We start from the raw sequence: 15,854 nt of genomic DNA, 5'->3' as shown, positions 1-15,854 counted from the left end.
CAACGCACATCCATGTGCGTGAGGTTAATAAATCAGTAGCAGCGTTGCCGGGCAAAGTCGTAGGCCGGATAAGACGCGAAGCGGCGCCATCCGGTATCCCAGACTTACACAGGCAACGTTTTCAGCAGCGCAAAGGCCTCTTTCATGCGGTCTTCACTGACGACAAACGCACACAGCTGGCCTTCGTCGTTCATCCCTCTGGCAACCATTCCCTGCGCTTCGGCGGCGATGTGCCAGTTTAGATCGCGGCGCTGGGTTTCCCCGGCCAAATGCAGAGGCAGTTCTGGCGTTTTGACTTTTACCAGCATGGCTGGCAGTTTCAATGGCGCATTGCCGCCGAGCAGGTTTTTCGCCAGATACATGGCGCTCAGCTGAATCGGCTGCAGGAACGGGAGCACCTGACCGTTAATCTCCGCACAGTCGCCGAGAGCATAAATGTCCGGGTGGCTGGTTTGCAGGTAGCTATCGACGCAGACGCCACGATTGATGTTCAATCCGGCACGACGCGCCAGTGCGGTCTCCGGGCGTAAGCCGGTGGCGGCGATCACCGCATCGACTTCTACGCTGCGGCTACGATCGAGCGTGGCACGAATACCTGACGCCGTTTTCTCCAGCCCCTGAAGCTGTGATTTCAACAGCAGGTGTACGCCCATATCGGTCAGACGATGCTGTAAGCGACTGCTAACTTCCGGTGGCATCAGCGAAGCCAGAATGCTGGCGGCGTTGTCGATAAGCGTTACCGCTTTACCGGCACGACAGAAATCCATCGCCAGTTCACTGCCAATCAAGCCGCCGCCGACAATCAGCACCCGCTGGGCGTCACGCAGCTGCGTTTCACAAGCGCGATACTCTTGTTGGCTGTTCAACGTGAGCATTAACTCACGTCCGGTAACCGGCGGTACAAAGGCTGACGCGCCCGTCGCCAGCACCAGTTTGTCGTACTGCCACTGCTGATCCTGGCTTTTCACTACGTGGGCATCAGCATCGATGTCGGTTACCCAGGTGTGCGGAAATAGACGCAAATTAAACTGTTCGGCAAACTCCCCCGCCGACTGGCGGGTGAGGTCGTCTGCACGCTGTGACTGACTGATAACATGGCTGAGATCGGGCTTGTTGTACTCATCCATGCTGTCCGCAGCAATCAGGGTCAGCGGGACATTTGCATCCTGCTTACGGATATTTTTGACTAACTGGCGGGCGGCGAAGCCCGAACCAATAATGACAATTCCGCGGCTCATTTTGCCTCCGTTGCCAGGACGTCGAAGACGTCTTTACCTAATGAACATTCCGGGCACAGGAAGTTGTCAGGCACGTCGCTCCATGGTGTTCCCGGCGCAACATCCTGCAGCGGTTCACCTTTTGCCGGGTCGTAAATCCACTGGCACACGCTGCACTGCATGCTAGGGCCAAGATCGGCGGCAGCCGCAGCGGCGCAAGCGCATTCTTCTTCTTTGGATGCGGCTTTTACGGTTGTTTCCGGCAGTGGCGCAAGCGCCCACTGGCGCGCGATTTCACGGCCGTGCTGGCGGCATAGTTCCAGCGCATCCAGGTCCGGACGCCATTTCGCCTTCAGGCTCAGCGACATTTCGAAACCAGCATCCTGCAAACGCGTAGACAAACGGTCTACTGCGCCGCCGCTCCAGCCGTGTGAGCCAAAGGCGCTGGCGCGTTTGTTACGAAAACGCAGGCCGGTCATCTCTTCCACCAAACCGGCGATTTTTGGCATCATTACGTTGTTCATCGTCGAAGTACCGACCAGCACGCCTTTAGAGCGGAAGACGTTAGTCAGAACTTCGTTCTTATCGCTACGGGCGACGTTAAAGATTTTCACCGCCACGTTCGGGTCAACTTCGTTGATGCCCTGGGCTATGGCGTCCGCCATCATGCGGGTGTTGTTGGACATGGTGTCGTAGAAAATGGTGATGCGGTCTTCCTGATAATCCGCCGCCCATTTCAGATACATTTCCACGATTTGCGTCGGGTTGTCGCGCCATACCACGCCGTGGGAAGTGGCAATCATATCGACAGGCAGGTTGAAGCCGAGGATCTCAGTAATTTTCGGTGTAACCAGACGGCTGAACGGCGTCAGAATGTTGGCGTAGTAACGCTGGCACTGTTCGAACAGTTCGGTCTGGTCAACTTCGTCGTTAAACAGACGTTCGTCGCAGTAGTGCTGACCGAAGGCGTCGTTACTGAACAGCACCGCGTCGCCGGTCATGTAGGTCATCATGCTGTCAGGCCAGTGCAGCATTGGCGTTTCAACGAAGATCAGCTGTTTGCCGTTACCAATGTCCAGTGAATCACCGGTTTTCACCACGTTAAAGTTCCACTCCGGGTGATGGTGATGCCCGTTGATGGAGTCAATGGCGTTGGCTGTGCAGTAAATCGGCGTGTCCGGGATGCAGGACATCAGCTCAGTCAGCGCCCCTGCATGGTCTTCTTCCGCGTGGTTAATGATGATGTAGTCGATATCCGCGAGGTCAATTTCACTGCGCAGGTTCTGCACGAATTCACGGCTAAACTTGTGGTCTACTGTATCGATCAGGACATTTTTTTCTTCACGGATGAGATAGCTGTTGTAGCTGCTGCCGCGCAGCGTTTTGTATTCAGTCCCGTGGAAATCACGAACTTCCCAGTCACGTTGGCCAACCCAATGAATGTTATTTTTAACCAGAATAGACATAGCAACCTCAGTAATTAATTCAGCGTTTTTCTAAAAAAGATGTTTTGCTTATTGCAGGTTGCGTGCCAACTTTTTATCTTTTTGATTTTAATGGTTTTATTGTTTCCTGCTTATTAAGTGGTAGTCAAAATGACTATTCATTTTATTGTCAATATGACAATATGAATTGTCAAAATGACAATGAGGTAGTCATGAGCTTTTCCGTAGACGTGCTGGCGGGCATCGCCATTGAATTACAAAGCGGTATTGGACATCAGGACCGTTTTCAACGTCTGATAACCACTTTGCGTCAGGTGCTGGAGTGCGACGCGTCGGCACTGCTGCGCTATGAGTCGCGACAGTTTATTCCGCTGGCGATCGATGGGCTGGCGCAGGATGTTCTCGGCAGACGCTTTACTCTGGAAGGGCATCCGCGTCTGGAGGCGATTGCCCGCGCCGGAGACGTGGTTCGTTTCCCTGCCGACAGCGATTTGCCAGACCCATATGATGGTCTGATTCCGGGGCAGGAGAGTCTGAAGGTGCATGCCTGTATTGGGCTGCCGTTGTTCGCCGGTCAAAATTTGATTGGTGCGTTAACCCTGGATGGCATGGAGCCCGATCAGTTCGATGTTTTCAGCGATGAGGAACTTAGGCTGATTGCCGCGCTGGCGGCGGGTGCGCTGAGCAATGCGCTGCTGATTGAACAACTGGAAAGCCAGAATATGCTGCCAGGTTCGTCAACCAACTTTGAGCAGGTGACGGAAACCCAGATGATTGGCCTGTCGCCCAATATGATGCAGTTGAAAAAAGAAATTGAGATTGTGGCGGGGTCCGATCTCAACGTGCTGATTAGCGGCGAAACAGGAACCGGGAAGGAGCTGGTGGCTAAAGCTATCCATGAAGGTTCGCCGCGCGCGGTGAATCCACTGGTGTATCTGAACTGCGCGGCGTTGCCGGAAACCGTAGCCGAAAGTGAGCTGTTTGGTCACGTAAAAGGTGCATTTACCGGGGCTATCAGCAATCGTAGCGGTAAGTTTGAAATGGCCGACAATGGGACGCTGTTTCTCGACGAGATAGGCGAACTCTCGCTGGCGCTACAGGCTAAGCTGCTGCGCGTATTGCAGTACGGCGATATTCAGCGCGTGGGTGACGATCGCAGCCTGCGCGTGGATGTGCGGGTGCTGGCGGCGACGAACCGTGATTTACGCGAAGAGGTGCTGGCCGGGAATTTCCGCGCGGATTTGTTCCACCGTCTGAGCGTTTTCCCCCTTTCTGTACCGCCTCTTCGTGAGCGCGGCGAAGATGTGGTGCTGCTGGCCGGCTATTTTTGCGAGCAATGCCGACTACGGCTGGGTCTTTCCCGCGTGGTGCTAAGCCCTGGCGCGCGTAGTCATCTGCTGAATTACGGCTGGCCCGGAAACGTGCGCGAGCTGGAACATGCCATTCACCGGGCGGTTGTTCTGGCCAGGGCTACCAGGGCAGGGGATGAAGTGGTGCTGGAGGCGCAGCATTTTGCCTTGCAGGATGAAGGTCCGGCTCCGCAGGTGGCGGAAGTTGTTGCGGAGATCCCACAACATCACAATCTGCGTGAAGCAACAGAGTCGTTCCAGCGGGAGATGATCCGCCGGGCACTGGCGCAAAATAATCACAGTTGGGCGGCAAGCGCGCGGGCGCTGGAAACAGACGTCGCCAACCTGCACCGGCTGGCGAAACGTCTGGGTCTGAAGGATTAGATAATACCGGCCTGATAGAAATCCTGCAGGTTGATAGCACCGGTGAGTTTACCGTTTTCATCGACCACCGGTGCGGCAGTGATTTTACGCTTCATCAGGATCTCTTTGGCGTCAATCGCGCGGCTCTGCGCCTGTAGCGTAATGCCATTCTGAGTCATAGCTTCGCTAACCTGGGTGGTGAGCGCTCCGCCGCCAACCAGCCAGCGGCGCAGGTCACCGTCGGTAAAGACCCCTTTCACCAGTGACTGGTCGTCGCAGACCGCGACCAGGCCAAGACCCGTACGGCTGAGTTCCAGCATCGCGTCCATAACGCTGGTGGTGAGCTTCACCTGAGGTATGGCATCGTCACGGCGCATCAGATGATGCACTTTATTTAACAGACGAGCGCCCAGCGCACCTGCCGGATGTGAGCGGGCAAAATCTTCTTCGTTAAAGCCGCGCGCCTGCATTACGGCGATCGCCAGCGCGTCGCCCATCATCAACGTATTTACGGTGCTGGACGTCGGTGCCAGGCGCATCGGACAGGCTTCGCGCTCAACGGAAATATCCAGCACGGCTTTGGCGGCCAGACCCAACGGTGAGGTCGGTTTTCCGGTCATTGCCAGCAGTGCGACGGATTTGTCTTCCAGGCGCGGAATGATGAGATCCAGCTCTTTCGCACCGCCGGAGTAGGAGATAAACAGCATGACATCACGGCTTTCGATCATCCCTAAGTCGCCGTGCAGCGCTTCCGCCGGATGCACAAAAAAGGCGGGCGTGCCGGTACTGGCGAGGGTCGCAGCAATTTTTTTGCCAATATGACCTGATTTACCAATACCGGAGACAATGACTTTGCCTTCACAGTGGATAATCGTATTAGCGGCGCGGACAAAATCATCGCCCAGTCGCTCTGGCAGTCGGCTGGCTTCCTGTAGTTCCAGCATTAACGTCTGACGGCCCGCGTTCAGTAGTGCATCACTCATTGGTTTCTCCGGTTATGATCACTTCAATCCCTTTTGCTTCCAGCGCCTGACGAAACGCAGGGTCGATGCCCGCATCGGTAATCAGCTTGTCGACGCTTTCCAGACTGCATACAACATTAGGGCTTTTGCGCCCAAATTTTGACGAGTCAGCCATCAGAATCACTTCGCGAGCGGCATTGCACATCGCTTTACTGACGCTAAACACCTCATTAAAGGTGGTCACGCCGGCATTAAGGTCAATGCCGTCGGTGCCCATGAAGAGTTTATCAAAGCTGAACTGCTCAAAGGCGTTTTCTGCCAGCTGACCGTGAAATGACGCAGATTTTTTGCGAAAGGTCCCGCCGGGCATCAGGATAGTTTGCTCGTTGTCCAGCTCCGAAAGGGCGTTAACAATGTGCAGACTGTTGGTCATGACGGTGATGTTGCTAAAGCGCGTGAGCATCGGCACCATCTGCAGTACGGTGCTACCCGCATCCAGAATAATAGAGTCGCCATCGTGTATAAAACGGACGGCGGCTTCGGCAATCTGCTCTTTTTTATGCGTATTGATTAGCGTTTTGTGATCGATTGGCGGGTCGGATTCGTCTTTATTTAATACCACACCGCCATAGGTACGAATGACGGTTCCGGCATTTTCCAGAATGACCAGGTCTTTGCGAATGGTCGTGCCGGTCGTGTCAAAGTAGTGGGCCAGTTCTTCAACCGAGCATTTGCCCTGCTTTTGCAGATGCTCCAGTATGGCAGCCTGACGCTGACGAGGTTTCATAGGCGTGATTACCCTGACTTAATAAGTTGCAAAATGATAATTTCGCAAGCTATTAGCATTCACAACGAAATTACCCATGTTTCAGTTTAAGCGCCAATGATAGTGCATTCTGTGATAACGGATCATGGGGAAAGATCACATCAGGCTGTAAATCATCAAGATGTTTGCCCATTATCGTGGCAATTTTGCCTGGTCGGGCGAATACCGTAAGACCTTTCATAAATAACGTGTCGGTCACCCGTTGCTGCTCATCCAGCGCAATGGCTACCACCACGCGCGGTTTAAAACGCCCACCGGAGCGACCAACACCAACCCGACCTTGCTGGCAGAGTTGATCAAACGCCCGGTTAAAGCGGGATATTTGCCAGCCACCAAGCGCCAGTTGCAGGCACCAGGCGATAGCGGCGACGGTAATCAGTGCGGAAACCATTATGTACTCCTTTGATTTTGCCGGATAAGCGCAGCCGCCATCCGGCAATTCAACATTAAAACATCACCTGACCGCCGGTCACGTTGATGGACTGTCCGGTGCAGTAAGAGGCTTTTGGACTGGCGTAAAACAGCAGCATGTTCAGTACGTCCTGATAATCGCAGCCGCGTTTAAGCGGAACCTTATCAATGTAGTACTGCTCCACTTCGTCTGGCTTAAGGCCCAGCTTGGTCGCATATTGCGGTAATAACGACTGAAACATTGGTGATTTCAGCAGGTTGCCGAGCATCAGCGAATGTACGGTGATCCCATACTCCGCCAGATCCAGCGCCAGCGACTGAGTTAAGCCCACGCCACCAAATTTTGCCGCGCTGTAGCCTGAATTGTGTTTGCTGCCCACTTTCCCTGATTTTGAGTTGATCTGGATAATGCGTCCCTGCACGCCATCGCGGATCATCAGGCGTGAAAATTCACGAGCACAGAGGAAGTAGCCGACCAGATTGACCTGCAGCGAGCGGTCGAAATCCCCAAGCTGAAAGTCGCTGATAAAAGCGGCTTTAGCGATACCCGCGCTGTAAACCAGCAGATCGACACGACCGAATATTTCATCCACTCCGCGCGACAGCGCCAGCACGCTCTGTTCGCTGGTGGCATCTGCGCCAAAACCGTACGCGGTACCTTCGCCAAACTCGGCGTTAATTTCTTGCGCGACGTTGGCAGCTTTATCGCTTTGAATATCCACCACCGCGACGCGGTATCCTTCTGTCGCAAGCCCACGGCAAAGGAATGCCCCCAGGGTCTGGCCTCCACCAATGACAACGGCAACCTGATTCATTTTTATCTCCTTCAATCTTAAGCAACAAACTTCAAAATACAGCCCGGGGTGATACCGTCCGGGACGGGGCCCGCAACGTGTACAGTGCCGGGGAATTCCGCTTCGCTCTGCCCGTCAAAGCGCAGGGTGATATGCCCGAGTTCACGTAAGTTTTGTTCCGCCACGCTGCCAACGGCGGTGACCGGGTAGTGGTGCTGGCCCAGTTCAAACTGGATCCCTGCTTGTAAAGAGCCGTTCAGGTCCCCGTGGCAATGGATGAAACAAAACTCTTCGATATCCGCTGGCGCGCCTTCACGAAAGGTAATCAGCATCTGGTCGCACAGTGCATCCGGGGCGCTCTGGCCGATACGGGTAATGGTGGTTTGATAAATTACGGTCATTTTTGAGTGCCCCTTATTGGTAAATAAAGCCAGAAACAAACCAGGCGATGAGAACGGTAGGTGCGCCGGTCAGAAAACGGCTCACCAGTACGGATGGCACGCCGACGCGGACCGTGTCCTGACGTGCTTCGGCCAGCGACAACCCAACCGGAATAAAGTCACATGCAGCCTGGGCGTTAATGGCGAACAGGGCAGGTAGCGCCAGATGTGGAGGAATGTTCCCCAGACCAATCTGTACACCGATCAGCACGCCGATAACCTGGGCGATAACCGCACCGGGGCCGAGGAAAGGCGACAGCAGCGGGAAAGAGCAGATCAGCGCCAGAGTAACCAGTCCCAATGGATGGCTGGCCAGCGGCGCGAGTCCATGGGCAATCCAGTCTCCCAGACCCGAAGCCATAATGATGCCGATCAGTGCCGAGACGAACGCCATAAATGGCAGAATAGTTTTCAGGACGGTATCGATGGTGTCACGTCCGGACTGGAACAGGACCGCAACGGCTGAACCCATGCCCATTCCCACTTTTGCCAACAGGCCGTCGCTTTGTTCGGTAATCTTTTTACTGGTGTCGTAATCGCGACCGATAGTGCTGCTTGCAGGTTGCGGCGCAGCGGATGCCTCGCCGACAATCGTGATGTTTTCTTCTTTCACGCCAGAGACATAGATATCTTCGACAATGTACTGAGCCAGCGGGCCGGATTTACCCGTAGCGTGAATATTCACCGTCGGTATACGGCGTTTGGGATAGATCCCACAGCGCAGCGTGCCGCCGCAGTCGATGATCGCCACACCAATTTCGTTCTCCGGTGGCTCGCCCTCTTTGAAGCCATCAACTGCCTGCCAACCGGTCAGGCTTGCTATCCTGTCGACTATTGCGGGGCGAGTTCCTGCGGTGATATAGACAATTTTCTTGCCCGGAATGGCATCCAGTTCAAGGGGGCCACCCCAGCCGCCGGTGCCTTTTTCAATACGAATACGTGTCATGATGTTGCTCCCGCCAGATGCACCTTCTGTTCAAGTTGAATGCCCATTTTTTTCTCGAAGATAGTGGTGGTGAAATCGGTCACCCAGCCGCGGAAGAAGTTAGTCACCAAACCGACCAGCAGGTAGCTCACCGCCAGTGGGCCAAGCGGAAGCCCCAGCGTGGTCAGGCCGCTGGCGATCCCCAGATAGACAAACAGTTCGCCGGGGTTGATGTGCGGGAATAAGCCGTTCATTGAATGGCAACTGTAAGAGGCGGCGGCGTAGTAGCTGGGCTTGTATTTTTCTGGCATAAAGCGACCCAGACTCAGCGTCATCGGGTTACAAAATACAAATGTGCCGATGCACGGCAGCAGCAAATAGCGGGACAGTGGATTTCCAGCGCAGCGCTGAGCAAAACGTTCAATACGCTGCTGGCCGATAAAGTTAATCAGCGCATTCATGATGACCAGCAGGCTAATCAGCAGGGGAAGAATACCGGTCACCATACCGGTAAACACTTCTCCGCCTTTCTGGAACAGCCCGATAAACCACTCAGCACCGAGTGTGATGGTGTCGATCATTATTCTCTCCTGTAGGGATTTTAGTTATCTTGCCAAACGGTGGCTAATTTTAATCAGATTGAAAGATATAAAAGTGTTATTTTGATCTCAAAATGAAAGATAAATATTTTAATTTGAAAGTTATTGCGTGAAGGCTCGCAAATGTGAAGGTCAGAGATGAAAGGGGATGTAAATTCTGTGAAGGAGAGCGACTACCGCTTCCTTGTATGCCGGAGGATGCTTTACCATACTTCTCCCAGGCTGAATTTGTTTAATGGATGTCTCATGTTCAAGCGTCGTTATGTAGCGTTACTCCCCCTTTTCGTACTGCTCGCTGCCTGTAGCAGCAAACCTAAACCTTCAGAGACTCAAACGACTACGGGTGCGCCATCCGGCGGCTTCCTGCTTGAGCCACAGCACAACGTCATGCAAACGGGCGGTGATTTTGCCAATAATCCCAACGCGCAGCAGTTCATCGAAAAAATGGTCAACAAGCACGGCTTTGACCGCCAGCAGTTGCAGGAGATCCTGTCGCAGGCCAAGCGTCTGGACTCGGTATTGCGTTTGATGGACCGCCAGGCACCGACGACTCAACCGCCAGCCGGTCCTAACGGCGCATGGCTGCGCTACCGCAAACAGTTCATCACGCCTGACAACGTGCAAAATGGCGTAGCCTTCTGGAATCAATATGAAGATGCGCTGAACCGTGCGTGGCAGGTCTATGGTGTTCCGCCGGAAATTATCGTTGGCATTATCGGCGTTGAAACGCGTTGGGGCCGCGTGATGGGTAAAACGCGGATTCTGGATGCGCTGGCGACGCTGTCGTTTAACTATCCTCGTCGTGCGGAATACTTCTCTGGTGAACTGGAAACCTTCCTGCTGATGGCGCGAGATGAAAGCGACGATCCGCTCGATTTGAAAGGTTCTTTCGCCGGCGCGATGGGCTACGGCCAGTTTATGCCGTCTTCCTATAAGCAATATGCCGTTGATTTTAATGGTGATGGCCACATTAACCTGTGGGATCCGGTTGATGCCATCGGTAGCGTGGCGAATTACTTCAAGGGCCACGGCTGGGTGAAAGGCGATACGGTCGCGGTGCCGGCAAATGGTCAGGCACCTGGGCTGGCGAACGGCTTTAAAACCCAGTACAGCATTTCTCAGCTTGCTGCGGCGGGTCTGACGCCACAGCAGTCGTTGGGTAATCATCAGCAGGCCAGCCTGCTGCGCCTGGATATTGGTACCGGCTATCAGTACTGGTATGGATTGCCGAACTTCTACACCATCACCCGCTACAACCACAGTACCCACTACGCGATGGCCGTGTGGCAGTTGGGTCAGGCGGTCGCGCTGGCGCGCGTGCAGTAATCGCTCCACCGGCCTACAGGAAGAAATCTCTTGTAGGCCGGATAAGATGCCCTGACATCGTCATCCGGCAGGTCTTATTTATGCAACGGAGCAATTTTTGGAATCCCCCTCGTAAAACGTTCTCTCCATCCCCACATTGGTTATGAAAGTGCTATCTTGTCCGGCATATTTTTTAACTGACAGAGGCTGAAATGACCGACAGTGAACTGATGCAGTTAAGTGAGCAGGTTGGCCTGGCGCTGAAAGCGCGTGGGGCGACCGTTACGACGGCGGAGTCCTGCACCGGCGGCTGGGTGGCCAAAGCGATTACGGATATTGCCGGAAGCTCCGCCTGGTTTGAACGCGGGTTTGTGACCTACAGCAACGAAGCCAAAGCGCAGATGATTGGCGTGCGCGAAGAGACGCTGGCCCAGCATGGGGCGGTGAGCGAGCCTGTGGTAGTGGAGATGGCGATTGGCGCGCTAAAAGCTGCCCGCGCGCATTTCGCGGTCTCGATCAGCGGTATTGCCGGGCCGGATGGCGGCAGTGAAGAAAAGCCCGTGGGTACCGTATGGTTCGCCTTTGCCAGCGCGAGCGGCGAGGGGATTACGCGTCGGGAATGCTTCAGCGGCGATCGCGACGCGGTACGTCGACAGGCGACCGTCTACGCGTTACAAACCCTGTGGCAACAATTTCTACAAAATACTTGATACTGTATGAGCATACAGTATAATTGCCTCAACAGAACATTATCTATCACGTTTCGCGGTTTAACCCGAAAGCGGCATGACAGGAGTAATTAATGGCTATCGACGAAAACAAACAGAAAGCGTTGGCTGCAGCGCTGGGTCAGATCGAAAAGCAATTCGGTAAAGGCTCCATCATGCGCCTGGGTGAAGACCGTTCCATGGATGTGGAAACTATCTCCACCGGTTCGCTTTCTCTGGATATCGCATTGGGCGCGGGCGGTTTGCCAATGGGCCGTATCGTCGAAATCTACGGGCCTGAATCCTCCGGTAAAACAACGCTGACCCTGCAGGTTATTGCCGCTGCGCAGCGTGAAGGTAAAACCTGTGCATTTATCGATGCGGAACACGCGCTGGATCCGGTCTATGCCCGTAAGCTTGGCGTTGATATCGACAACCTGCTGTGTTCTCAGCCGGATACCGGTGAACAAGCGCTGGAAATCTGTGATGCGCTGGCGCGCTCCGGTGCGGTTGACGTTATCGTTGTCGACTCCGTTGCCGCATTGACGCCGAAGGCAGAAATCGAAGGCGAGATTGGCGATTCTCACATGGGCCTTGCGGCGCGTATGATGAGCCAGGCAATGCGTAAGCTGGCCGGTAACCTGAAGCAGTCCAACACGCTGCTGATTTTCATCAACCAGATCCGTATGAAGATTGGCGTTATGTTTGGTAACCCGGAAACCACTACCGGTGGTAACGCCCTGAAATTCTATGCGTCTGTTCGTCTGGACATCCGTCGTATTGGCGCGGTGAAAGAAGGCGACAACGTGGTCGGCAGCGAAACCCGTGTTAAGGTTGTGAAAAACAAAATTGCAGCGCCGTTCAAACAGGCTGAATTCCAGATCCTTTACGGTGAAGGCATCAACTTCTACGGCGAACTGGTTGACCTGGGCGTGAAAGAGAAGCTGATTGAAAAAGCCGGTGCATGGTACAGCTACAACGGTGAGAAAATCGGTCAGGGTAAGGCGAATGCGACCAACTGGCTAAAAGAAAACCCGGCAACTGCGAAAGAAATTGAGAAGAAATTGCGTGAGTTACTGCTCAATAACCAGGATTCAACGCCTGATTTCTCCGTTGATGACAGCGGCGAAGACGTAAAAGAAACGAACGAAGATTTCTGATAATCTGTTTTGAATCGCATGTTGTGAATCACATATAGTAAAGGGCTGCATATCATGCAGCCCTTTTTCATTTCTGAAGGCTTACTATGACAGAAGCAACTTCCCGCCGTTCCGCTTATTCCCGACTGCTTGACCGCGCCGTACGCATTCTGGCGATGCGCGACCACAGCGAGCAGGAACTGCGGCGCAAGCTGGCCGCTCCGGTGATGGGGAAAAATGGACCAGAAGAAATTGATGCCACGCCGGAGGATTACGACAAGGTCATCGCCTGGTGTATTGAAAGTCGTTATCTGGATGATGATCGTTTCGTGCAGCAGTTTATCGCCAGCCGTAGCCGCAAAGGTTATGGACCAGCCCGAGTGCGCCAGGAATTAAACCAAAAAGGGATCGCACGTGAAGCTATCGAGCGGGCCATGCGTGAGTGCGAAATTGACTGGGCAGTGCTTGCACGCGAGCAGGCCATTCGGAAGTACGGTGAACCTTTACCTGTCGATTTTTCAGATAAAGTAAAGGTCCAGCGTTTTTTGCTCTATCGCGGCTATCTGATGGAAGATATTCAGGCAATATGGCGAAATTTTGACGATTGACCGCATACGGGATTTTACTTCCCAGTAAAGAAAACTTATCTTATTCCCACTTTTCGATTGCCAGAGGCGCAGTTTGCGTGCCGATGCTGGTAATGACATTTCGTTAGCTTGATTTCTTCAGGATAATTATGAGCAAGAGCACCGCTGAGATCCGTCAGGCGTTTCTCGATTTTTTCCATAGTAAAGGACACCAGGTAGTTGCCAGCAGCTCCCTGGTACCGAACAATGACCCTACTTTGTTGTTTACCAACGCCGGGATGAACCAGTTCAAGGATGTTTTCCTTGGCCTCGACAAGCGTAATTATTCCCGCGCAACCACCTCGCAGCGTTGTGTACGTGCGGGCGGTAAGCACAATGACCTGGAAAACGTCGGTTACACTGCACGTCACCACACTTTCTTCGAAATGCTGGGCAACTTCAGCTTCGGCGATTACTTCAAACACGACGCTATTCAATATGCATGGGAACTGCTGACCGGTGAAAACTGGTTTGCCCTGCCAAAAGAGCGTCTGTGGGTAACCGTCTATGAAACTGACGATGAAGCCTATGAAATCTGGGAAAAAGAAGTCGGTATTCCGCGCGAACGTATCATCCGTATCGGTGATAACAAAGGTGCGGCTTATGCTTCAGACAACTTCTGGCAGATGGGTGATACCGGTCCTTGCGGTCCATGTACCGAAATTTTCTACGACCACGGCGACCATATCTGGGGTGGACCTCCGGGAAGCGCAGAAGAAGATGGGGATCGCTACATTGAGATCTGGAACATCGTCTTCATGCAGTTCAACCGTCAGGCTGACGGCACCATGGAACCGCTGCCGAAACCGTCCGTGGATACCGGTATGGGTCTGGAGCGTATTGCGGCCGTGCTGCAACACGTTAACTCCAACTATGAAATCGACCTGTTCCGCTCACTGATCGAATCCGTGGCGAAAGTCACTGGCGCAACCGATCTGAGCAACAAGTCTCTGCGCGTTATCGCCGACCATATCCGTTCCTGTGCATTCCTGATTGCCGATGGTGTTGTGCCGTCGAATGAAAACCGTGGCTATGTGCTGCGCCGTATCATTCGTCGCGCGGTACGTCATGGCAACATGCTGGGCGCGAAGGATACCTTCTTCTACAAGCTGGTTGGTCCGTTGGTGGACGTCATGGGCTCTGCAGGTGAAGAACTGAAGCGTCAGCAGGTTATGGTTGAACAGGTTCTGAAAACCGAAGAAGAGCAGTTTGCGCGTACTCTGGAGCGTGGTCTGGCGCTGCTGGACGAAGAACTGGCAAAACTGTCTGGCGATACGCTGGATGGCGAAACCGCATTCCGTCTGTATGACACCTACGGTTTCCCGGTTGACCTGACGGCAGACGTTTGCCGCGAGCGTAACATTAAGGTTGATGAAGCGGGCTTTGAAGCTGCAATGGAAGAACAGCGCCGTCGTGCGCGTGAAGCCAGCGGTTTTGGCGCAGACTACAATGCGATGATTCGCGTTGATGGCGCCTCTGAATTTAAAGGCTACGAGCACCTGGAACTGAACGGCAAAGTGACCGCGCTGTTTGTTGATGGTAAAGCGGTAGACGCAATTAACGCAGGTCAGGATGCCGTTGTCGTACTGGATCAGACGCCGTTCTATGCGGAATCTGGTGGTCAGGTTGGCGACAAGGGTGAGCTGAAAGGCGCAGGCTTCGCGTTTGCCGTTAGCGACACGCAGAAATATGGCCAGGCCATTGGTCACATTGGCAAGCTGTCTGCGGGTTCTCTGAAAATTGGTGATGCGGTACAGGCTGATGTGGATGAAGCCCGTCGTGCGCGTATTCGTTTGAACCACTCCGCAACGCACCTGATGCACGCAGCGCTGCGCCAGGTTCTGGGCACACATGTGGCACAGAAAGGTTCGTTGGTTAACGATAAACTGCTGCGCTTCGACTTCTCTCATACCGAAGCAATGAAGCCTGCTGAAATCCGTGCCGTTGAAGATCTGGTGAACGCGCAAATCCGTCGCAACTTGCCGATTGAAACGAACATCATGGATCTCGAAGCGGCAAAAGCCAAAGGCGCAATGGCACTGTTTGGCGAGAAATATGACGACCATGTGCGCGTTCTGAGCATGGGTGATTTCTCTACCGAATTGTGTGGCGGTACTCACGCCAGCCGTACGGGTGATATCGGTCTGTTCCGCATTGTGTCCGAGTCAGGTACTGCGGCAGGCGTTCGTCGTATTGAAGCCGTAACCGGTGAAGGTGCTATCCAAACCGTGCATGCTGAGAGCGATCGCTTAAGCGATGTTGCGCAGCTGCTGAAAGGCGATAGCCAGAATATCGGTGACAAAGTTCGTTCCGTGCTGGAGCGTACTCGTCAACTGGAAAAAGAATTGCAGCAATTGAAGGAACAGGCTGCGGCGCAGGAGAGTGCAAATCTTTCCAGCAAAGCGGTTGATATCAACGGCGTGAAGCTGCTGGTCAGCGAACTCGCGGACGTTGAGCCGAAAATGTTGCGTACCATGGTTGATGATCTGAAAAATCAACTGGGGTCTACCGTTATCGTTCTGGCAACGGTAGTGGAAGGTAAGGTTTCTCTGATTGCGGGTGTGTCTAAGGACGTGACAGATCGCGTGAAAGCAGGGGAACTGGTTGGAATGGTCGCTCAGCAGGTCGGCGGTAAGGGTGGCGGTCGTCCGGACATGGCGCAAGCCGGTGGTACGGATGCAGCGGCTCTGCCTGCAGCGTTAGCCAGTGTGAAAGGCTGGGTCAGCGCAAAACTGTAATAATTATA

The 15,854-nt window shown here is 53.8% G+C and carries 15 protein-coding genes; 6 read left to right on the top strand and 9 right to left on the bottom strand.

Annotated elements, in window-relative coordinates:
- Positions 1-104: 104 nt before the first annotated feature.
- Together norW and norV are read right to left on the bottom strand one after the other, a co-directional pair.
- Positions 105-1,238, bottom strand: a complete 1,134-nt coding sequence (gene norW, locus SK38_RS17180) for an NADH:flavorubredoxin reductase NorW (RefSeq protein WP_048215690.1) — start codon at positions 1,236-1,238, stop codon at positions 105-107.
- The gene (gene norV / locus SK38_RS17175) at positions 1,235-2,683 is read right to left on the bottom strand and encodes an anaerobic nitric oxide reductase flavorubredoxin (protein ID WP_008785624.1); all 1,449 of its coding nucleotides are present in this window, start codon (positions 2,681-2,683) and stop codon (positions 1,235-1,237) included. The genes norW and norV overlap by 4 nt, the downstream gene beginning before the upstream one ends.
- A gap of 191 nt (positions 2,684-2,874) precedes the next feature.
- Between norV and norR the strand changes: the two genes are divergently transcribed.
- The gene (norR, locus tag SK38_RS17170; protein ID WP_048215691.1) at positions 2,875-4,395 is read left to right on the top strand and encodes a nitric oxide reductase transcriptional regulator NorR; all 1,521 of its coding nucleotides are present in this window, start codon (positions 2,875-2,877) and stop codon (positions 4,393-4,395) included.
- Here norR and gutQ read toward each other — a convergent pair.
- The 7 genes from gutQ to srlA form a co-directional block, all read right to left on the bottom strand.
- Positions 4,392-5,357, bottom strand: a complete 966-nt coding sequence (gene gutQ / locus SK38_RS17165) for an arabinose-5-phosphate isomerase GutQ (protein ID WP_003825938.1) — start codon at positions 5,355-5,357, stop codon at positions 4,392-4,394. The genes norR and gutQ overlap by 4 nt on opposite strands.
- Positions 5,350-6,123, bottom strand: coding sequence for a glucitol operon DNA-binding transcriptional repressor SrlR (srlR, locus tag SK38_RS17160; protein WP_003037350.1), 774 nt, complete (start codon positions 6,121-6,123; stop codon positions 5,350-5,352). The genes gutQ and srlR overlap by 8 nt, the downstream gene beginning before the upstream one ends.
- A 70-nt stretch (positions 6,124-6,193) precedes the next feature.
- Complete coding sequence (gene gutM / locus SK38_RS17155; protein ID WP_008785622.1) at positions 6,194-6,553, bottom strand: transcriptional regulator GutM; 360 nt, start codon at positions 6,551-6,553, stop codon at positions 6,194-6,196.
- A gap of 55 nt (positions 6,554-6,608) precedes the next feature.
- Entirely contained in the window at positions 6,609-7,388 is a 780-nt protein-coding gene (gene srlD, locus SK38_RS17150) for a sorbitol-6-phosphate dehydrogenase (RefSeq protein WP_003037345.1), read from the bottom strand.
- A gap of 17 nt (positions 7,389-7,405) precedes the next feature.
- A complete protein-coding gene (srlB, locus tag SK38_RS17145; protein WP_008785621.1) occupies positions 7,406-7,768 on the bottom strand; it encodes a PTS glucitol/sorbitol transporter subunit IIA in 363 nt (120 codons plus the stop codon).
- A gap of 13 nt (positions 7,769-7,781) precedes the next feature.
- Positions 7,782-8,753 carry a PTS glucitol/sorbitol transporter subunit IIB gene (gene srlE, locus SK38_RS17140; RefSeq protein ID WP_008785620.1) on the bottom strand — a complete coding sequence of 324 codons (972 nt, stop codon included), beginning with the start codon at positions 8,751-8,753 and terminating at the stop codon, positions 7,782-7,784.
- Positions 8,750-9,313, bottom strand: a complete 564-nt coding sequence (gene srlA / locus SK38_RS17135; protein ID WP_003037339.1) for a PTS glucitol/sorbitol transporter subunit IIC — start codon at positions 9,311-9,313, stop codon at positions 8,750-8,752. The genes srlE and srlA overlap by 4 nt, the downstream gene beginning before the upstream one ends.
- A gap of 264 nt (positions 9,314-9,577) precedes the next feature.
- Between srlA and mltB the strand changes: the two genes are divergently transcribed.
- From mltB to alaS, 5 genes are all read left to right on the top strand, one after another.
- Positions 9,578-10,657: a lytic murein transglycosylase B gene (mltB, locus tag SK38_RS17130; protein ID WP_003037336.1), complete on the top strand. Its 1,080-nt coding sequence runs from the start codon at positions 9,578-9,580 to the stop codon at positions 10,655-10,657.
- A gap of 191 nt (positions 10,658-10,848) precedes the next feature.
- Positions 10,849-11,346: a nicotinamide-nucleotide amidase gene (gene pncC / locus SK38_RS17125; RefSeq protein ID WP_048225249.1), complete on the top strand. Its 498-nt coding sequence runs from the start codon at positions 10,849-10,851 to the stop codon at positions 11,344-11,346.
- Positions 11,347-11,438: 92 nt separating this feature from the next.
- The gene (gene recA / locus SK38_RS17120) at positions 11,439-12,503 is read left to right on the top strand and encodes a recombinase RecA (protein WP_003037330.1); all 1,065 of its coding nucleotides are present in this window, start codon (positions 11,439-11,441) and stop codon (positions 12,501-12,503) included.
- 86 nt (positions 12,504-12,589) lie between these two features.
- The gene (gene recX / locus SK38_RS17115) at positions 12,590-13,090 is read left to right on the top strand and encodes a recombination regulator RecX (protein WP_048225248.1); all 501 of its coding nucleotides are present in this window, start codon (positions 12,590-12,592) and stop codon (positions 13,088-13,090) included.
- A gap of 128 nt (positions 13,091-13,218) precedes the next feature.
- Positions 13,219-15,846 carry an alanine--tRNA ligase gene (gene alaS / locus SK38_RS17110; RefSeq protein WP_008785617.1) on the top strand — a complete coding sequence of 876 codons (2,628 nt, stop codon included), beginning with the start codon at positions 13,219-13,221 and terminating at the stop codon, positions 15,844-15,846.
- Positions 15,847-15,854: the final 8 nt, after the last annotated feature.

The organism is Citrobacter sp. MGH110, assembly GCF_001037515.1.
GTDB classification, from domain to species: Bacteria; Pseudomonadota; Gammaproteobacteria; order Enterobacterales; family Enterobacteriaceae; genus Citrobacter; species Citrobacter portucalensis.
Note: the sequence above shows the minus strand (reverse complement) of the source record. Positions and strands in the feature narration are given on the sequence as shown.